Genomic DNA, 18,532 nt, shown 5'->3' with positions numbered 1-18,532 from the left:
GCACACACCCGAACGCGCCCGGCTGACTGTTGAACGCCCGGGCCTCCCCGGGAGGGCGGAAGCTACCCCGGGGGGCGGGTAATGGCCCCCATCAGGCCATGGCCTCCGGCATCCGGGCCCCGGCACCCGCCGGCACCTGCCGCAGCAGGGACTGGTAGTGCTTCAGCCAGGACGTGTTCAGCGGGTCCAGCTTGAGGGCCTCCGCGTAGCGCTCCAGCGCGGCCGGGACGGCCCGTTGGACCTCCAACGCATGTCCCTGGGTGAACAGGGCGCGGGCCTTCTTCTCCACCTCCGGACGAGCGGCCAGGAAGGCGCTGCGCAGGGCCTCCATGGTGGGCTCCGGGACGCCCGCGGCGACGCAGCGGGCGAGGCCCGCCAGGTTGCCCCGGGTGGCGTCGTAGCCCACGCGGGAGAGCGGGTCGCCGAGCATCCGCTGCGCGGCCAGCACGCGCACGCGCAGGGCGTCCAGGGCCTGGCGCTGCGGGGTGGGCAGCGGGCGGTTCTGGAAGGCGACCAGGCGGCGCAGGGCGGCCTGGGCGCGGCGGTGGATGTCGCCGAAGTCGGCATCGTGCTTCGCGCCCAGCAGGCTGTACGGGTCGCGGGCCACGGCCTCCGCGCGGGACAGCATGCGGGCCAGCTCCGCGTCGGGCGCGGGCTCCGCGTCCTCCATGAGGGCGCGGGAGAGCAGCCGGCCCAGGGCGGGGAACTCGTCGGAGAAGTGGACGAAGACGCCGGCGGGCACGTTCCAGGTGCGCGCCTCGTCGAAGGTGACGTGGCGGACGACGTCGCAGGCGCCCAGGGCCGTCTCACCCCGGAAGGACACCTCCACCGTCAGCCGCGCGGCGAGCGGAGGCAGGTTTCCCTGGCACTCGGCGAAGAGGCCCTCGGGGGCGACGTCGCTCACGGAGACGGGCTGGAGGACCTCGCCCGGCGTCAGGCCCAGGCGCACGCGCAGGTCCGCGGGCGCGTCCGTGCGCGGCGCGGAGGCCTCCAGCGGCGCCACGGCGGCGTTCACCAACGGGATGGGCGCGGCGTCCTGCACCACGTCCACGAGCGGAATGGGCGGGGGCGACGGAATCACCGTGGGCGCCAGGGTCATGAACGGGATGGCCGCGGCGCCCAGCGTGGACGAAGGATTCGCAGCCGGCTGGGGCGTGACATCCAGGGGCGAGGCCGGATCCACCAGCAGGATGGGCGCGGCGGACTGGAGTGGGTTCGCGTCGACGACGCCCAGCTTCATGGTGGCGGCCGGAGCGCTGGCCGCCGGATGCACCAGGAGGATGGGAGCCCCGGAAGCGGCGGAGGCCGAGAAACCGGCCCCGGACGCGCCGGTCCGCGGCAGCGTGTGGGAGGGCAGCTCCGGTTCAGCGGGGCCCAGCAGCGCGACGGCCGAGGACCAGAACGCGGCCACCTCCGCGCGCATGGCCACCTCCCCGGAGCGGGCGTCCGGCGCCGCGCCGTTCGCCGCGCGCAGCGCCGCGTCCTCCACGGACGTGGCGGCCATACCCCACTCCGGCACGTCCTCCACGATGTCGAAGTCGTCCGCGTCGGACTCCGCCGACGACCGGGCCACGCCTTGTCCCGCGAAGGCACTCCGCGCGGCGCCCTGCTCCACCGTGGAGTCCAGGCCCGCGTCCGTCACCTCTACATCCAAGGCTTCCTCGCGCGCATCCGCCGCCGCGTTGCGCACCGGCGCCTTCATGCCCAGCGCCTCCGCGAGCGCGACGCGGAAGGCCCACGCGCTGTCGAACCGGTCCTCCGGCTTCGCGGCCAGCGCGCGCAGGAGCACCGTGGACAGCGCGGGTGGCACGCTCGCGTTGACGGCGTGCGGAGGGAACAGCGTCACGTCCGCGGAGCGCCCCAGCCCGAACGGCAGCCGGCCCGTCACCAGCAGGTAGCCCGCCACGCCCATCGCGTGCAGGTCCGCGCGAGGGCTTCCCCCCAGCCCCGCGCACTGCTCGGGCGCGATGAACGTGGGCGAGCCCACCGTCACGCCCTGCGCGCGCTCCTCCTTCGACAGCGCCGCCTCCCGCACCGCGCCCTCGCCGAAGTCGCGCACCCGCACGCGCCGCTCACCCTTCGCGTCGCGCGTGACGAACATCGAATCCAGCGTGAGGTCCCCGTGCACCAGCCCCCGCGCGTGCGCCGCCTCCAGCCCCGCGAGCGCCTGATCCAACACCTCGCCGACCTCCACCGGCGACAGCGGCAGGGGCAGCGCGCTCAGCGACTCGCCCTCCGGCGCCTCCATCAGCACGCAGGGCAGGCCCTGGGGACCGGGGCGCACGTCCAGCACGCGCGCCACGTGGCGGTGCACGACGTTGCGCTGCGCCAGCGCCTCCGCGATGAACCGGGCGCGCACGGCCGGCCGGGCCGCCAGGTGCGCGTGCAGCACCTTCACCGCGAAGCGGTGCCCCGTGGGCACGTACTCCGCCAGGTACACCGACGCCACCGCCCCCACTTCCAGCCGGCGCTTCAAGAGCAGCGGCCCGTGCCGCTGGCCTTCCAGCGAATCCCCCGGCACCCCAGGCCGTGCGCCGGAGCACGCCTCGTCGTTCCGGTGGTCGCCTACGCAGCGCTTGCAGCCCATCGCCATCCCCGCCTGTCGCCCCGGAAATGGGGCGGACCCGGGGTGGACTTGCAACCTCCGCGCCTCATGCCCGGGGCCCGCCTCCGTCCCCCCAACGACACTCCAACCGCCCGCAGGTGCCAGCGAACCCCGCGAAACGAACGGGGGCCCCCTGTAGAAACGACAGGGAGCCCCGGGAAGAAATGTGTGAGGGGAAACAGGAGGCGAAGTCGCCCCCAGGCCTACAGCGCCGCCTACAGCAGCTTGGTGCGCTTCCTGGCCTTGAGCGCCTCGACGACCTTGCGGACGTCCTGGCTGCGGTCCTTGGGAACCACGAGCACGGCGTCACCGGAGTCCACCACCACCACGTCGTGCAGGCCCACGACGGACAGCGTGCGCTTGTCCGCGAGCACCACGCAGCCCGTGCAGTCCACCAGCACCGCGTCGCCGGAGACGACGTTGCCCTGCGCGTCCGCGGGGCGCACTTCGGGGATGGCGGCGAAGGAGCCCACGTCGGACCAGCCGAAGTCGCCGTCCAGCACCGCGATGTTCTCCGCCTTCTCCATCACGCCGTAGTCGATGGAGATGGAGGGCAGCTTGGGGAACACGCGCTTGAGCACGGCCGGGAAGGTGCGCTTGCCCGCGGCCTTCTGGAGCGCGTCCAGGCCCTTCTGCATCTCCGGCATGTGCTTCTGGAAGGCCTCCAGCATCACGTCCGCGCGGAAGACGAAGATGCCGCCGTTCCACAGGTAGTCCCCGCCGGCCACGTACTCCTGCGCCGTCTTGAGGTCGGGCTTCTCCTTGAACGCCTTCACGCGGCGGCCGCCGCCCTCCAGCGCGTCCCCCACCTGGATGTAGCCGTAGCCCGTCTCCGGGCGCGCGGGCTTGATGCCCAGCGTGACGATGTGGCCGCCCTCCGCGATGCGCGCCGCTTCCGCGAGCGTGCGCTGGAAGCCCTTCACGTCCGCGACGTGATGATCCGACGGCAGCACCGCGAGCACGCCCTTCGGGTCGCGCGCGGCCACCTGGAGCGCGGCGAGCGCGATGGCGGGCGCGGTGTTGCGCGCCACGGGCTCCACCAGGAGGTTGCCCTTGGGCAGCCCCTTCACCAGCTTCGCGGCCGTCTTCGCGTGCACGGGGCCGCACACGATGAAGGTGTTCTTCACCGGCGCCAGCCCCTTGAGGCGCTGGGCGGTGTCGGTGAGCAGCGGCTGCTTGGAGGCCAGCGGGAGGAACTGCTTCGGACGGGCCTGGCGCGACAGCGGCCAGAAGCGGGTGCCGGAGCCTCCGGCCATGATGACGGGATAGAGGGCCATATGCGGGTGCGAGCTCCTACTCGGGACGCCGGACCACGGACCCGGCGCGAACGGCGGCGCACCATAGCGCTTCGCGCCGTCCGAGGAAGGGGGCCCGGCCGCCTGCCCCCCGAGGGATGGGGCGCGACAATGTGGGCAGAGTTTTGACCCGCCCCCGAAAAGCCAGTCTCATGCCCCGGCGTTGAGCCTCAAGCCCACATCCACCGGATGGACGCTGGCCTTCACCGTGCTGCTGGCGGTGGGGTTGTCCGTGGCGCCATTGCCGGAGAAGTTCCGCCCCCTCCCCAGCCTCCGTCAGGAAGGTTCGCTCGGGCCCAAGCTGGCGGCGCTCGTGCTGCCCGCGTCGCTGCGTGGCGTGAAGGCCCCGCGTCCGCCCGCCGACGGCCTGGCGCCGGACGCTCCTCCCTCCGCGCTCGCGGAAGCGGACACCGCCGTCAGCGACACGGATCCACAGGCGGGCCCGCAGGTGGGCGAAGCGCCCGCCGTGCCCGGCATCGGCCTGGAGGAGCTGAGCGCTCCCACGCTGACGAACGCGCTGGAGCTGGAAGCGCTGCGCGAGCGCATGGGCGCGAAGCACGTGGACATCGAGCTCAACTGCCGCAAGGCGCGCGCGGACGGCACGTGTGACGAGGACGGCCTCGCGCCGTTCATGAAGGCGCTCGGGGACTTGCGCTCGGACGCGCGGCGCACGCCGGTGCGGGTGGTGCACCTGGGCGATTCGCTCATCGCCTCCGACTACATCACGGACGTGGTGCGCGACCGGCTCCAGGAGCGCTTCGGTTCGGGCGGGCCGGGCTTCCTCTACATCCACCGGCTGGCCAGCGCCGGCCGAGCCACGCGCGCGGGCACCGCGAGCACCGACGGCTGGAAGATGGAGCGGCTGGTGGACACGCACTGGCCCAAGGACCGCGTGGGCTGGACGGGCGTGGCCTTCTCCACGAGCGGCCCTGCGCAGGGCACGCGCTACTCCGTGGAGGGCGCGCGCGAGGCGGAGCTGTTCTTCCTGGCCCAGCCGGCCAACGGCTCCGTGCAGGTGGCGGTGGACGGCAAGAACACGCAGCGCATCCAGACGCGCGCGTTCGGCCCCAAGGCGGAAGCGGCGTTCGCTCGGCTGAAGCTTCCCGAGGGCGCGAAGACGCTGACGCTCACCGCCAGCGGCAAGACGGAGCTGCACGGGGTCTCGCTGGAGTCGGGCACGCCGGGCATCGTCTACGACACGGTGGGCCTCTTGGGCGGCATGGCGGAGGTGTACCTGCGCGCGCAGCCCCAGGCGTTCCGCGCGCAGCTCAAGCACCGCAAGCCGTCGCTGGTGGTGTTGATGGTGGGCGGGAACGAAGCGTTCTTCCTGTCGCGCGAGCGCACCACGCTGGACGAGGTCCGCTCGCAGATGAAGGAGCTGGTGTCGCGCGTGCGCACGGCGGTGCCGGACGCGGCGTGCCTCGTCATGTCGCCCATCGACGCGGGCGTGCGCACGATGAGCGGCGAGCTCGTCACCCGCCGGCATTCCGCGGAGGTGGCGGAGGTGTTCCGCGAGGAGGCGCGCGCCGGTGGCTGCGCCTTCTACGACACGCTGGCGGCGATGGGCGGCGAGGGCTCCGCGCTCAAGTGGCTGGAGTCCGGTCTGATGCTGGAGGACCTGGTGCACCCGCGCGTGCGCGGCTCCAACCTGCTGGGCCACCTGTTCGACCTGGCGTTGCAGCGGGCCTTCGCGCGCACGCATCCGCCGCGCGTGCCGGCCACGGACACCACCGGCCTGCAGAACGCGACCCCGGCGCTGCGCCGCACGTTCGAATCGCTGGCCCGCCGCGAGTCCGGCGCGAAGCTGCGCGTGGGCATCGCGCAGCTGGGCGCGTCGCACACGGCGGCGCACTACTTCTCCGACAAGGTCCGCGACGCGCTGACGAAGCGCTTTGGTGACGCGGGCCGGGGCTTCATCGCGGCGGGCAAGCCGTCCACCCGGCTGGAAGCGGCGCACGTGTCGCGCACGCTGGACGGCGAGTGGACGGTGGAGGACGCGAAGAGCACGCCCGCGGGCAGCTCCGGAAACATCTGGGGGCTCACCGGCATCCGCGCGGTGGGAGCGCCCGGCGCGAGCCTGGGCATCTCCTTCTGTGACGGCTGCACGGAGGACAAGAACCGCCAGGGCCGGCTGGACCTGTACGCGCTGGACGCGCCCGGGGCCGCGGCACCTGAAATCACGGTGGACGGTGAGGCGATTGCCCCCGAAGCGCCGCCGCCGGAGCCGCTGACGCAGCCCACGGTGCGGATCCGCTCGTTCCCGGTGACGGGCGTGGCGCACTCGGTCCAGGTGAAGGTGCCGGAGGGTGGCGGCAGCGCGACGGTGCTGGGCGCGTCGCTGGAGTACGACACGCCGGGGCTGGTGTACGACGCGCTGGGGTTGCCCGGCGCCACGGCCTTCACGGCGCGGGACATGGATGCGGCGGCGCTGGACGCGCAGCTCACCGCGCGCCGGCCGGACCTGCTGGTGTTCTGGTACGGCACCAACGAGGCGGAGCTGCCGGAGCTGGACGCGAACGGACTGCGCCAGGACTACGCGGCGCTGATTTCGCGCATGCGCAAGGCGACGGGCGCGGAGTGCCTGCTCATCGGCCCCACGGACCGGCTGGCGCAGGACGCGGACGGCCGGTGGAACGAAGCGCCGTCGCTGTCGAAGGTGCTGAACACGCTGCCGCAGGTGGCGAAGGATGCCGGGTGCGCGTACTGGTCCGCGCGCGCGGCGATGGGCGGTGAGCGTTCGATGCAGCGCTGGCAGCGGCAGCCGGTGCCGCTGGGCCAGGCGGACGGCGTGCACCTGACGTCGCAGGGCTACGCGGTGCTGGCGAACGCGTTCGTGAAGGACCTGATGGCGGCGTACGAGTCCACGAAGAAGGGCGGCGAGCCGACGGCCTCCGCCGCGGGAGCGCCCTGAGCCGTGCTGTCACACAGCCTCCAGTACGTCATCTTCGTCATCTGGGTGCTCGCGCTCTACTGGGCGCTGCACCGGTACTACTGGCCGCGGATGCTGTTGCTGCTCACGGCCAGCCTGTTCGTCTACGTCTCGTTCCTCGGGGTCCCCCTGTCCGCGTTCGTGGGCGGGATGCCCGTGGGCGAGCTGGTCGTGAAGCTGGTGCCGCTGTTCATCTTCCTGGCCGGCGTGACGGTGGACCACCTGCTGGTGAAGGGGATGGGGCGCACGCAGCGGCCCGGCGTGCGCAAGACGTTGGTGGTGCTGTCCATCGTCTCCAACCTGGGGCTGTTGGCGGGCTTCAAGTACCTGGAGCTGTTGCGCAAGACGGTGGCGTCGCTCCTGGGCCCGTGGGGCGTGGAGGTGCGGCCGGAGCCCTTCCACCTGCTGTTGCCGGTGGGCCTGTCGTTCTTCGTCTTCCAGGCCATCAGCTACACGGTGGACGTGTACCGGGGGAAGGCGAGCTCCGAGCACACCTTCGTGGAGCACCTGCTCTACATGCTGTTCTTCCCGCGCGTGGTGAGCGGGCCCATCGTCCGCGCGTCGGAGCTGATGGCCCACTTCCGGGAAGTGCCCACGCTGTCATCGGATGACGGGAACAAGGCGCTGTTCCGCATCGCGGTGGGGCTGGTGAAGAAGCTGGTCATCGCGGACGTGCTGGGCAGCGGCATCGTGGATCCGGTGTTCGGCAGTCCGCACGCGTACTCGTCCGCGGAGTGCGCGGTGGCGGCGGTCGCGTACACGCTGGAGCTGTACTACGACTTCTCGGGGTACTCGGACATCGCGATTGGGGTGGCGTCGCTGTTCGGGTTCAGGTTCCCGGAGAACTTCGCGCGGCCGTACCTGGCGAAGAACCTGTTCGAGTTCTGGAACCGCTGGCACATGAGCCTGTCGTCGTGGCTGCGGGACTACCTGTACATCCCGCTGGGCGGCAACCGCCGCTCCAAGCCGCGCGTGTGTTTCAACCTGATGATGGTGATGGTGCTGGGAGGCCTCTGGCACGGGGCGGACTGGCGCTTCGCGGTCTGGGGCGGAGTGCACGGCGTGGCGTTGTGCGCGGTGCGCTGCTGGTGGTGGTACCGGGGCAAGCAGCAGGAGCCCGGTCCGGTGCGAGTGGCCTTCGGGATGCTGGCCACGTTCACGCTGGTGGTGTTGACGCGCGTGGTGTTCCGGGCGCCGGACATGGCGCACGCGGGTGAGTTCTACGCGCGGATGCTGGCGGGAATCCCCGGCCTGGCGAACGTGGGGCCGCTGATGTGGAGCATGCTGGCCATCGCGGTGGCTGCGCACGCGCTGCCGATGAAGCTCTACGACACGGCGGCGCTCGCGTTCCTCAAGCTGCCCGCGCCCGCGAGGGCGGTGGTGCTGGTGCTGCTGGGCCTGGGCATCCGTCAGCTCTCCACGCTGGAGACCCGGCCGTACGTGTACCTGCAGTTCTGAGGACGCTGGCGTCCTCGACAGGCTTGGGTGGCAACTTGTAAGCCGTGCTTACAGGCTCCCCAGAAGGGCACCCGCCAGGGCACACTCAGCGTTCGGCACTAGATGTTGGACATGATCCTCACCGTTGGACTCCGCGTGCGAGCTAGCGAGTGCTTGCACTCCCTCAATACGCTGCCATCCGATGGCTTCCTTCCGGCAACAGTTCGGGCTCACCGTGGCGTGCCTGGGCATCGCGTGCGCGAGTTCAGGTGCTCGGCGATTCTACGTAGCGTCGGAACTCTCTGCGCAGGACGGTGTGGAGGGGCTGGCCATAGCCCCTGGGCCATGGCCGGAGATTCCTGCTGTCATAACGCAAGCCTCGCTTGTTCCAGATGACCTGGTGATTCCAACGCTCCAGGCTTTGCTGGAGCTTCCAGGGGCGGTTGACGCGTGCGACCCAGGCACAGGGCGCCCACGTCCGGAGGCGTCGGAGTACTGCGTCGCCATCTACCGGACGCCTTCGGACTGGCGCGTCTCCTGGCCCGTGCGGAACACGGTGAAGTCGAGCGGAGCCTGCACGCCCCCCTTTGGAGGTGTCGACGATGCGGACCTCGGAAGGAACCTTCCAGTCTTTGGCTACGCGCACAACCATCCGTGCGCCTCCGGCCTGAGCAATCAGGACCTGCGCACCTGGCCCATGGCGAAGTCGGAAGGCGCATGGGTGATGGTCGCCTATGGCACGACGCCGGATGGACGGCTCTCGCGTGACGAGCAGGGACAGGTGATTCCCGCATGGGGTTGGCTTGCCACCGGGCATCGCGATGCGCCCAGGTTCTACAGGTGGAACCAGAAAGGCGATGTCTTTCGGTGGGATGTCGATAGGAAGCAGTGGAAGTTCAAGGCACGCTGCGAACCGAGTCCCCCCAGCATGCTCAGGCCTGAAGGCGTTCCCCCCAACTGCTCCGCAGCACTCCACCCCTAGAGGTCCATGGGCTACCCAGGTGCTCCATGTTGAAGGCTTCGCGCTCCATGTTGATGGCATCGCTACTGGTGGAGACGGGGCTCCTCGGAACGCCTCTCTGCAACAGGCGACCGGATCCAGGTCCAGTGGAGTCGCAAGAACAGGCGGCACCTCCAGACGCGGGTATCTCCGCGCCTGTCGCCGAAGCAGCCATTCCCTGGCCGAAGCAGGACCTGACGCCTCTCGCCACCCTGGAAGGACCTGCCATCCAGGCCGCGCATGCCGCGCTGGAAGAAGCGCTGAAGCGATTTCCGAAAGAGTCCGCGGGCAAGTGCGCCTTTTCCGCCCAGGCCCTGGAAGTCGTCATCGGTCAGGAGGCGGGCTGGTACTTCGCCCGCGTCAACCGACGTGTGGACAGATGCCCCGGCTTCGGCCAGGGTGTCACCGGCTTGGAGACGGACTGGTTCGAGCTGTACGCGATCTCGCCTGAAGGAGAGATCACGCGGTACCCCTACCAGCCCTGATTCACACATTCAGGGCATGTACGGATAGCGCGCCAACACCTTTCCCTCAGGAGAGACGGCGTACAGTTCGAACTCGTCGAACCCGAGCACCGTGCCGGGCGCCCAACCGCACCTGTCGGGTCGCGGGTTGATACGGACGAAGTACATCCCCCGCTCCTCACCGACGATGACTTCCATCCCCTTCGCGGAGAACGCACAGCTCTTGGCGTACTCCTTGGGATAACGGGAGAGCCTCCGCTGCAATGCGGCGTGCGCGGCGAGAACCGCGGGCCCATCTAGCGTCGCGAGAGGCTGAAGGTCGTCGGGCCACTGGATGCCTTCCGCGACAATGGGCCCGCGTGCGGAGACAGGCGCCCCTGCATCCGAGTCCACCGTGGCGGCTGGAAACGCGGGATTCCTCAGGACGGAATGCGAGGGCTGGGATGCCGCAGTCTCGGTCCCTCCATCTTGGAGCAGGGATACGAGGAGCAGCAGCGCGTGGGGTCTCAGCATGGGCATCTCCTCGCTTGGAGCCAAGCCTACCCGACCGCTTCAGTTCACCTGGAGCGTGAACAAGGTCACCCGGTCATCAGCGGTCAGCCCCACCCGGTAGCGCCAGGTCGCGGCGCCGAACTGCACCAGGTACGTGTAGATGCGGTCGTCGCCTTTCATCTCACGCTTCGCCAGCACCAGCGGCCCCGCGGGCCCCAGCTCCTGCAACAAGGCCTGGAAGTGGGGACCGGCCTCCGCCACGTACCAGTCCGGAACGTAGGCGAACATGGACGGCTCCCACGCGCCCTGCCGTGTCTTCTCCAGCAGCGCCGTGAGCATCGCCGTCACCTGCGGCTCCGTGTCCGGAATGGGCTTGAGCGGCGGCACGGCGAGCGCCGGATTCACGATGGCCGCGATGCCCTCCACGAACTGCGACGGGTTCGCCCGGTCCAGGTTTGCCAGCACCACGATGGACAGCTCGTCCCCCAGGAAGCGCGAATAGGCCGTCCGGAACCCCTGCCACGCTCCCGTGTGCTGATGCAGCGGCTGGCCGTTGCGCTCCAGCACCTCCCACCCGAAGCCGTACGGATACGTCGCACCGCTGTTCAACTTCGCCGGTGACAACATCTCCCGCCAGCTGTCCCGCGTCAGGATGGCACGCTCCGACACCGCCTCCTCCCACGCCAACATGTCCTTCAACGAGAAGTAGAGCGCCCCGTCCCCCGTCGTGTTCAACGACTGCGACACCCACTGCTGGTTCTTCACCACGCCACCCACCAGCTGATAGCCCGCCGCGCGGTTCGGGATGACGTCCGCCTCGCTGATGCCGCGCGCCGTCTTCATGCCCGCGGGCTTGAAGACCTGACGCCCCAGCACTTCCTGATACGTCATGCCCGCGACGCGGTTCACCAAGATGCCCAGCAACACGTAGCCGGAGTTGCTGTAGCGCCACCGCAGCCCCGCCGGAAAATCCAGCGGCAGCGCGTAGATGAACTCCGCGAACTGCTGGTCCGTGTAGTCCTTGCGCTCGTCGAGCAGCCCCTCCAGGTCCTGGATGCCGGAGGTGTGCGTCAACAGGTGGCGCACCGTGATGGGCTTCCACGTCGCGGGTGCATCCGGGAAGTACTTCGTCACGCTGTCGGACAGCGACACGCGCCCCGCCTCCACCTGGAGCATCAGCGCCGTCGCCGTGAACATCTTCCCCAGCGAACCCGATTGGAAGAGCGTGTCCGTCCCCACCGGGACCGGGTGCTCCAGGTTCGCGGAGCCATAGCCCTTCGCCAGCACCACCCTGCCATGGCTCACCACGCCCACGGCGAGCCCCGGGATCCCCAGCCGCTTCTGCTCCGCGCGCACGTACGCGTCGATGCGATCGCGAAGCGATTCATGGGCCTGCGCGGGACGGGCCACCATCAGGAAGACAACGGCCACCGCGAACGACATCCAGGGTTTGCGCATGGGACCCCCAACGCCCGGCCCCTCATGGGCCGTGCCATCCCATGAAGAGTCTCCGTCCGCGCGAACGATGCACGGCCCCGGCCCCGGCCCACCGCGATATGAACGGCGTGCCATGCGCCGTGCACCGCCGATGGACCCACCGCCGCCTCCGTTCCGCTTCCGCCGGCGCCTGCTGGCGGTGATGCTGCTCGCGGGCCTCATCCCGCTGGCGCTGCTGGGGGCACTCGCGCAGGGCGTGCTGGAGCGCGTGCTCTCCATCTCCATCGCGCCAGTGGAGGGTGTGCTCGACGGCGTGTCCGACGAGCTGTCCCGCCGGGGGCTGCCCCCGGATGCGCTCGACGAGGCCCGGCTCAACCTGGCGCAGGCGGAGCTGGCGCGGCGGGCCCTGGTGCGCCGCGTGCCCGTGTTCATCGTGGGCGTGGGCGCCATCGCCGCCGTCGTGCTGGCCGTGTCCGCGGTGCTCCTGGGCCGCGTCCTCACGCGCCCCATGGCCACGCTCCTGGAAGGCATGCGGGCCTACTCGCGCGGCGACCTGTCGGTCCGCCTGCCCGTGCCCGAACCCGCGCGCGACGAACTCCAGTTCCTCCTGGGGCAGTTCAACCGCATGGGCCAGGAGCTGCTGAGCCAACGCGAACGTCTCAAGGCCGCCGAGCAGATCGCCGCGTGGCAGGACGTGGCACGGGCGCTCGCCCACGAGCTGAAGAATCCCCTGACCGCAATGAGGCTCTCGCTCGCGCGTCTGTCCCCCCAGGATGCCGGCACCCTGCCCGACCCGACGCGCCTCGCCGAAGCGGTGGCGCTCCTCCAGGAGGAGGTGGACCTGCTCATGCGCATGACCCAGAGCTTCTCCACCTTCGCGCGCCTGCCGGCCCCGCGCTTCCAGGACGTGGCGCTGCGCCCCCTGCTCGCGGAGGTGTGCGCCCTGTACGAGGGCAACTCCCCGGTGCCTGTGATGCTGGATCCGGGCCCGGAGGTGTCACTGCGCGCGGACCCCGACGGACTGCGCCGCCTCTTCGGCAACCTGGTGAAGAACGCCACCGAGGCCTCTCCACCGGGCGCCCCCTCCGTCCACGTGGCGCTGCGCGAAGCGGACGACGGCCGCGTGCACGTCACCGTGAGCGACGGCGGCAGCGGCGTCCCGGAAGTGCTGGAGGGGCCCGTCCTCACGCGGGGGCTGTTCAGCACCAAGCCCGGTGGCAGCGGACTGGGCCTGCCCATCGCGCAGAAGATTGCCCATGAGCACGGCGGCAGCCTGCGACTGGAGCCGGGCCCCCAGGGCGGCACGCGGGCCCAGGTGGTGCTGCCGCGAGTCCCCTCCTCCGACGTCTCCCAGGTGGCCGCATGAAGCCCGGAGCCCGCATCCTCATCGTCGACGACGACCCCGGTGTCCTCCGGGCCGTGCGTGGACTGCTCCAGGACGGAGGCTTCTCTCCCGTAGAGGCCCGCTCCACGGCGGAGGCGCAGCGCCTGCTCGAAGCGCCGGATGCACCGCCCGCGCTGATGCTGCTGGACCTGCGCATGCCGGGCGAGACGGGGCTGGAATTACTGGCACGCCTGCCAAAGCCGCTGCCCGTGCCAGTGGTGGTCCTGTCCGGCGAGGCGTCCCCTTCCGAAGCGGTGCAGGCCTTGAAGCTGGGCGCCACGGACTTCGTGGAGAAGCCCCCCTCCCCCGAGCGGCTCCTCACGGCGCTGAACAACGCGCTGGCGCTGGGAGCGCTGCGCGAGGAGCGGGAGCGGCTGCTGGACGCACTCGCCCAGCCGGGGCACCTGGTGGGCGAAAGCCCGGCCATGGAGTCCCTGCGCCAGCTCATCGCGCGCGTGGGTCCCAGCGACACGGCGGTGCTGATCACAGGCGAGACGGGCACCGGCAAGGAGCGCGTGGCGCAGGCGCTGCACAAGGCCTCCGGACGCAAGGGCCGGCTGGTGGCGGTCAACTGCGCGGCCATTCCCGCGACGCTGCTGGAGAGCGAGCTGTTCGGCCACGAGCGAGGCGCCTTCTCCGGCGCGGTCGCGCGGCGGGCGGGCCGCTTCGAACAGGCACAGGGCGGCACGCTGTTCCTGGACGAACTGGGGGACATGCCGCTGGAGCTCCAGGCCAAGCTGCTGCGAGTCCTGGAGACGCGTCAGGTGGAGCGGCTGGGCGGCACGCTGCCGGTGTCCGTGGACGTGCGCATCCTGGCGGCGACGCACCAGGACCTGGGCCGCGCGGTGAAGGAGGGACGCTTCCGGCAGGACCTCTTCTTCCGGCTCAACGTGCTGCCGCTGCACCTGCCGCCGCTGCGCGAACGCCCCGAGGACCTGCTGCCCCTCGCGCGAGTCTTCGCCGCGGAGCTCGCGGGGCCCCGCACGCCGCTCGTGCTCGCGCCGGGAGCGGAGGCCGCGCTCCGTGCCTATCCGTGGCCCGGCAACGTGCGCGAGCTGCGCAATGTCATCGAACGGCTGAACCTGCTCCGGGGCGATGGTCCCCTGGAGCTGGGCCCGGACGCCGTGACGGCACCGACGGGCACCGCGCCCGCGCCGCGCAGGGCGCTGGGGGACAAGAGCTACCGCGAGCACGTGGAGGACTTCGAGCGGGACCTCATCCGCGCCGCGCTCCGGGAAGGAGAGAGCATCGCCGGAGCCGCGCGCCTCCTCCAGGTGGACCGGGGAAACCTCTACCGGCGCATCAAGGCCCTGGGCCTGCCCATCGATTCCTGACCGCGGACCGAGGCCGGGTGATGTCACGGCCACAACCGCCCGATACATCCGGATGTGTCCATGACATCCGCCCGCCTGCTCGCCCTTCGTCGTTCCGGGCACTTGCCCTGAGCCCCCGCCTGGAACGGCACATGCTCCTGCCGCCTCTCATGAACCGTCTCGCACTGGCACTCTGCTTCGTCTCGTTCACGGCCCCGGCCCAACCTCCACAGGATGCCGGCACCTCCGACGCTCCTGCCGCCATCAACGCGCCTCCTCCCTCACCGGATGCAGGCGACTCCACCCCTGAAGCCACAGCCACCTCGGAGGACTCCGACTACCCAACGTGCCCGGAGGGCTTCAACGAGGAGGCGGGAGACGTCGCGGACTCCACGGTCCTCGGGGCCATGCAGGTGGAGGTCGCCGGCCAGGGACTCACGCCCACGAGCCTGGAGCTTCGCGGCCTTCAGCGGCTCACGGATCCGCAGGTCCGCAAGCTCGTGGGTGCACCTCCCGCGGACGCCTCGCGCGCCCTGAGGGGCAGCGAAGTGCAGCCCCTGCTGCATCGCCTGGCGAGCACCGGCCTCTTCGCTCGCGTGGAGCCCCGCGTTCGAGTCAGTGAGCAGGGACCGGCCGTGCTTGAAGTGACCCTGGAGGAGAACCCCACGCTCACGTCGGTGGAGTTCGTGGGCCTTCAGGACCTCCGTCCCGATGACCTGTGGGACGCGCTGTTCGAGCTGCCCTCCCGCTTCCCCGAAGACGACGACACGCAGGAAGAGGTCGCGACGCTGCGGCTCCACAGGCGCCACGGGACGCTGCGGGTCGTCAGCCCGTGCCCCGCGCCGCGCCCGCCCCGGCCCTGGCTGGCACGGAGGGAGGATGGAACGTTCCGGCCCGGCATCATGCTGGGAGGCCTGGACGCCGCGCTCGAGCGCATCCTCAAGACCCTCCGCGAGGACGAGGGCTACCTGCTGGCCACGGTGAGCGCGACGCTGTCCCCCGAAGGACGGCTGGTCGTGACGGTGGACGAGGGACGGCTGGAGTCCGTGGAGGTGCGGGGCGTGGACGAGGCGATGGCGGCTCGCGTGCGCGAAGCCCTGAGCCTGGAGCCCGGCGACGTCTTCCTCCGCAGCGACGCCCGCCGCGCCATCGAGCGCATGGAGTCGCGGCTGCCGTTCCTCCAGGCGGAGGACACCGAGGCCCCCCGCGAGGAGCGCACGACCGTGCGCATCGTCGAGGAGCGCGAGGCCGACGGCACGCGCCGCTACAGCACCCGCGAGGAAGCCCCGCGCAAGTCGCGGCGCCACGAGCGCGTGGAGTTCGAAGTGGGCTGGCACCGGCTGTTCCACGACGGAGACGATGCCAGCAGTGAAGGGCTCACGCTGGAGGGGAAGCGGCTGATCGTGCACGTGCGTCCGCGGCCTCCGGACCTGGACGTGGACCTGCTGCCCGTGCACACGCAGGTGACGGGCTTCGCTCCGGGGCTCAAGGCGAACCTGCGCTTCTGGGACTCGAAGGACCGGGTGCACACGACGCTGGATGGGGCCTTCTTCATCCCCCTGCGGCTGGGCGGTCAGCATCTGCCGGGTGATCCGGAGGGCACGAGCAGTCAGCGCCGCGTCAACCTGCTGGGCGGCGCCAAGGTGCAGCTGCCCGCGCTGGGAATCGAGGAACTGGGCGCGCAGGTGCATGACTTCATCGACACGCTGGACCGCTGGCGGCTGGGAGACTTCGACTCGTACTTCTACTCGTTCCTCATCAACCGGCCGGACCGGGACTACTTCCGCCGTCAGGGCTTCATGGCCTTCGCCACCTGGCGCTGGCAGCGGTCGTGGCTCGCGGGCGTGGAGGTACGCGGAGACACGGTCAGCTCGCTCCAGTCCTTCACCCCGCCGCTCAGTCTCTTCCGCAACGACGACCCGCCGTTCCCGAACGCGCCCGTGAACGAGGGACGCTTCCGCTCGGCGGTGGTGCGGCTGGAGTACAGCGGCGCGGCGGAGCGTGGCACGCGCGTGGGCTCCCTCTTCCGCACGCCGGAGACGTCCCTCTTCGAGCGCCACGAAGGCTGGAAGCGCGAACCCGCGCTGCGCGGCTTCGTGACGATGGAGGTGGGTGAGGGGCCGGGAGCGGACGGCGCGGATGCGCGCTTCTGGAAGCTGGTGGGCGACGTCGCCATGGACCTGCCGGTCAACTGGCACACGGGCCTGAGCCTGCGCCTGCGGGCCGCGACGGGGCACGACCTGCCGCTCCAGAAGCAGGAGGCGCTGGGCGGTTGGAGCACGCTGCGAGGCTTCGGCTTCAAGGAGTTCCGAGGGGGCGACAGCTCGGTGCTGGCGAGCGCCGAGTACCGCTGGCACGGCCTGGGCATCTTCGCGGACCTGGGCTCGGTGCATGCCGCGTCGGGGTGGTCGGACGCGCAGTTGGGCCTGGGCGGCAGCTTCCACTTCGGTGACGACGTGCGCTTCGAAGCCGCCTGGCGCATCGACGACCAGGCCCGGCTCACGCCCGAGGCGCGTCTGTTGTTCAACCGGACCTTCTGAGCCATGGGAAGGCACGGAAACAAGAGCAGGCGTGGCGCGGCGCTCGTCGTCGCGGCGGGACTGCTCGCCTCCGGAGCGCGGGCGGAAGAGGCGTCCGCGGCCTGCACCGCGACGCTCGCTGGAAGGCGCGTGACGGTCCGGCCGGAGGCACGCGCCTTCATCTCTCCGGAGCTGGACCGGCTGGTGCGGCTGGGCCTCGCGGGGAAGCTGGAGGTGGAGCTGACGCTCTGGCGCCGCCGCGCCTTCTGGTTCGACACGCACGTGGACAGCGCGCGAGTCACCCAGGTGCTCGCGTTCACGCGTGCGGGCTACCTGCTGGACGGGCGCGAGCTGACCGGAGGCGTGGGCACGCTGGAGCTGGAGCGCATGGCCTGGACGCTGGAGACAAGGCCCAACGCGGACGAGCACTTCGTCGTCCAGGTGGAGGTGAGGCTGCAGGTGGTGACCGCCGCCAGCCTGGGCCGCATGGCGCGCTGGCTCACCCAGGAAACGGCATCGGACGCGACCTCCGAAGCCCGTCCCCCACTGCTCGGAAGCCTGCTGCGCTCCGTGGCGGAGGACCTCGCACGGAAGGCCTCCGCCCGCTGCGACGTGAGCCGCCAGCCCTGATCCGGCGTCACCGCCGCCGGGCCGTCAGGGCCACCAGCGCGATGCGCTCCACGCCCGCGTACGGCTCCTTCTCCAGCTCCTCGCCGAACACGTCCGGATCCAGCTCCTCGTAGACCACGTCCGTAAGGGGCGCGCTCCGGCACACCGGCTCCAGCGCGGTACGCAGCAGGTCCTCGCCGTCCACCACCGGCGCGCCCGTGTAGAGGACCAGCGTGCCTCCCGGCTCCAGCCGCTCCACGCTCTCCCGCACGATGCGCACCGACAGCTCCGTGCCGTGCGTGCCGCCGCCATCCCGGTACGTGCGCCCGTCCGTGTCCGCCAGGTACGGCGGGTTCGCCATGATGAGGTCGAACCGGCCGGACACGTCCCGCAGCAGGTCCGAATGCACCGCCTCCACCGCGTGCGCGCCGTTAAGCCTCGCGTTCACCCGGGAGTACTCCAGCGCGAGCGGGTTCAAGTCCGCGAGCACCACCTCCGTGCTCCGCGCCGCCACCGACAGGCCCCCGGCTCCAGAGCCGCAGCCCAGGTCCACCGCGCGCCGGAACGTGCCCGGCACCCGCTGGAGCAGCGCGCAGAACCGGTACGTGTCCGGCCCGAAGAACACCGCGTCCTTCTCCGACGTGGGCCACGCGGAATGGACATACAGCCCCGTCCCCAGCGTCGAGAACCGCACCCGGCTCCGGTGCGTCCCGTCCCCGCAGTCCGCCAGCGCGCCCGCCTGCTCCAGCAGCGCCAGCATCCGCGGCTCCAGCACGCCCGGCCCGAAGCGACGGCTCCACCCGAACACGTCCCGGAGCGAACGCGCCTCCTTCGCCCCCGGCCGCGCGTTCACCCGGCGGTGCGTCTCCGGAGTCACCGTCGTGAAGGCATACCCCGTGGCACGCAGGGCCTCTCCCAACGCGGTCAGCGCGGCTTCCCTCACCTCTGCCACCCCGTGCCCATGGCCACCGTCCACGTCCCGTCCCTTCGAAGGGTTTGCCCCTCAACGTGGGACCGGCCCTCCGGGGCGACAAGGCGTCCTCCCGCC

At 71.1% G+C, this 18,532-nt stretch carries 12 protein-coding genes; 7 read left to right on the top strand and 5 right to left on the bottom strand.

Going from position 1 to position 18,532, the window contains the following annotated elements:
• Positions 1 to 91 precede the first annotated feature (91 nt).
• Both D7W79_RS44990 and D7W79_RS13940 read right to left on the bottom strand, forming a co-directional pair.
• Positions 92 to 2,587 (bottom strand): serine/threonine-protein kinase, encoded by a 2,496-nt coding sequence (locus D7W79_RS44990; RefSeq protein WP_244221766.1) that lies wholly within the window; start codon positions 2,585 to 2,587, stop codon positions 92 to 94.
• A gap of 233 nt (positions 2,588 to 2,820) precedes the next feature.
• Positions 2,821 to 3,882, bottom strand: coding sequence for a mannose-1-phosphate guanylyltransferase (locus tag D7W79_RS13940; protein WP_120525863.1), 1,062 nt, complete (start codon positions 3,880 to 3,882; stop codon positions 2,821 to 2,823).
• A 181-nt stretch (positions 3,883 to 4,063) separates the two neighbouring features.
• Between D7W79_RS13940 and D7W79_RS13935 the strand changes: the two genes are divergently transcribed.
• From D7W79_RS13935 to D7W79_RS13920, 3 genes are all read left to right on the top strand, one after another.
• On the top strand, positions 4,064 to 6,811 hold the full coding sequence (locus D7W79_RS13935) for a GDSL-type esterase/lipase family protein (protein ID WP_120525862.1): 2,748 nt from the start codon (positions 4,064 to 4,066) through the stop codon (positions 6,809 to 6,811).
• 3 nt (positions 6,812 to 6,814) lie between these two features.
• Entirely contained in the window at positions 6,815 to 8,287 is a 1,473-nt protein-coding gene (locus D7W79_RS13930) for an MBOAT family O-acyltransferase (protein WP_120525861.1), read from the top strand.
• Between the two features lie 1,086 nt (positions 8,288 to 9,373).
• Positions 9,374 to 9,751, top strand: coding sequence for a hypothetical protein (locus D7W79_RS13920; protein WP_244221765.1), 378 nt, complete (start codon positions 9,374 to 9,376; stop codon positions 9,749 to 9,751).
• 9 nt (positions 9,752 to 9,760) lie between these two features.
• On the opposite strand, the gene D7W79_RS44985 is transcribed toward D7W79_RS13920, so the two are convergent.
• Positions 9,761 to 10,243 (bottom strand): hypothetical protein, encoded by a 483-nt coding sequence (locus D7W79_RS44985; RefSeq protein ID WP_244221764.1) that lies wholly within the window; start codon positions 10,241 to 10,243, stop codon positions 9,761 to 9,763.
• Positions 10,244 to 10,282: 39 nt separating this feature from the next.
• Positions 10,283 to 11,680, bottom strand: coding sequence for a serine hydrolase domain-containing protein (locus D7W79_RS13910; RefSeq protein ID WP_120525859.1), 1,398 nt, complete (start codon positions 11,678 to 11,680; stop codon positions 10,283 to 10,285).
• Positions 11,681 to 11,792: 112 nt separating this feature from the next.
• On the opposite strand from D7W79_RS13910, the gene D7W79_RS13905 reads away from it, so the two are divergent.
• From D7W79_RS13905 to D7W79_RS13890, 4 genes are all read left to right on the top strand, one after another.
• The gene (locus tag D7W79_RS13905) at positions 11,793 to 13,025 is read left to right on the top strand and encodes a sensor histidine kinase (RefSeq protein ID WP_244221763.1); all 1,233 of its coding nucleotides are present in this window, start codon (positions 11,793 to 11,795) and stop codon (positions 13,023 to 13,025) included.
• Positions 13,022 to 14,377, top strand: coding sequence for a sigma-54-dependent transcriptional regulator (locus tag D7W79_RS13900; protein WP_120525857.1), 1,356 nt, complete (start codon positions 13,022 to 13,024; stop codon positions 14,375 to 14,377). The genes D7W79_RS13905 and D7W79_RS13900 overlap by 4 nt, the downstream gene beginning before the upstream one ends.
• 149 nt (positions 14,378 to 14,526) lie before the next feature.
• Complete coding sequence (locus D7W79_RS13895) at positions 14,527 to 16,896, top strand: BamA/TamA family outer membrane protein (RefSeq protein ID WP_120525871.1); 2,370 nt, start codon at positions 14,527 to 14,529, stop codon at positions 16,894 to 16,896.
• Positions 16,897 to 16,899: 3 nt separating this feature from the next.
• Positions 16,900 to 17,505 carry a hypothetical protein gene (locus D7W79_RS13890; protein ID WP_120525856.1) on the top strand — a complete coding sequence of 202 codons (606 nt, stop codon included), beginning with the start codon at positions 16,900 to 16,902 and terminating at the stop codon, positions 17,503 to 17,505.
• A 7-nt stretch (positions 17,506 to 17,512) separates the two neighbouring features.
• On the opposite strand, the gene D7W79_RS13885 is transcribed toward D7W79_RS13890, so the two are convergent.
• Positions 17,513 to 18,427: a methyltransferase gene (locus D7W79_RS13885; protein ID WP_244221762.1), complete on the bottom strand. Its 915-nt coding sequence runs from the start codon at positions 18,425 to 18,427 to the stop codon at positions 17,513 to 17,515.
• Between the last annotated feature and the right edge of the window lie 105 nt (positions 18,428 to 18,532).

Origin of the sequence: Corallococcus exercitus, from assembly GCF_003611585.1 — a bacterium.
Taxonomy (GTDB): Bacteria; Myxococcota; Myxococcia; order Myxococcales; family Myxococcaceae; genus Corallococcus; species Corallococcus exercitus.
The sequence above is the reverse complement of the archived record's forward strand: the minus strand, read 5'-3'. Positions and strand labels throughout refer to the sequence as shown.

Bases quoted from the DNA above. Each gene is read 5' to 3' on its own strand.
- D7W79_RS44990 (WP_244221766.1), bottom strand. From the start codon at position 2,587: ATGGGCTGCAAGCGCTGCGTAGGCGACCACCGGAACGACGAGGCGTGC.
- D7W79_RS13940 (WP_120525863.1), bottom strand. From the start codon at position 3,882: ATGGCCCTCTATCCCGTCATCATGGCCGGAGGCTCCGGCACCCGCTTC.
- D7W79_RS44985 (WP_244221764.1), bottom strand. From the start codon at position 10,243: ATGCTGAGACCCCACGCGCTGCTGCTCCTCGTATCCCTGCTCCAAGAT.
- D7W79_RS13910 (WP_120525859.1), bottom strand. From the start codon at position 11,680: ATGCGCAAACCCTGGATGTCGTTCGCGGTGGCCGTTGTCTTCCTGATG.
- D7W79_RS13905 (WP_244221763.1), top strand. From the start codon at position 11,793: ATGCGCCGTGCACCGCCGATGGACCCACCGCCGCCTCCGTTCCGCTTC.
- D7W79_RS13900 (WP_120525857.1), top strand. From the start codon at position 13,022: ATGAAGCCCGGAGCCCGCATCCTCATCGTCGACGACGACCCCGGTGTC.
- D7W79_RS13895 (WP_120525871.1), top strand. From the start codon at position 14,527: ATGAACCGTCTCGCACTGGCACTCTGCTTCGTCTCGTTCACGGCCCCG.
- D7W79_RS13890 (WP_120525856.1), top strand. From the start codon at position 16,900: ATGGGAAGGCACGGAAACAAGAGCAGGCGTGGCGCGGCGCTCGTCGTC.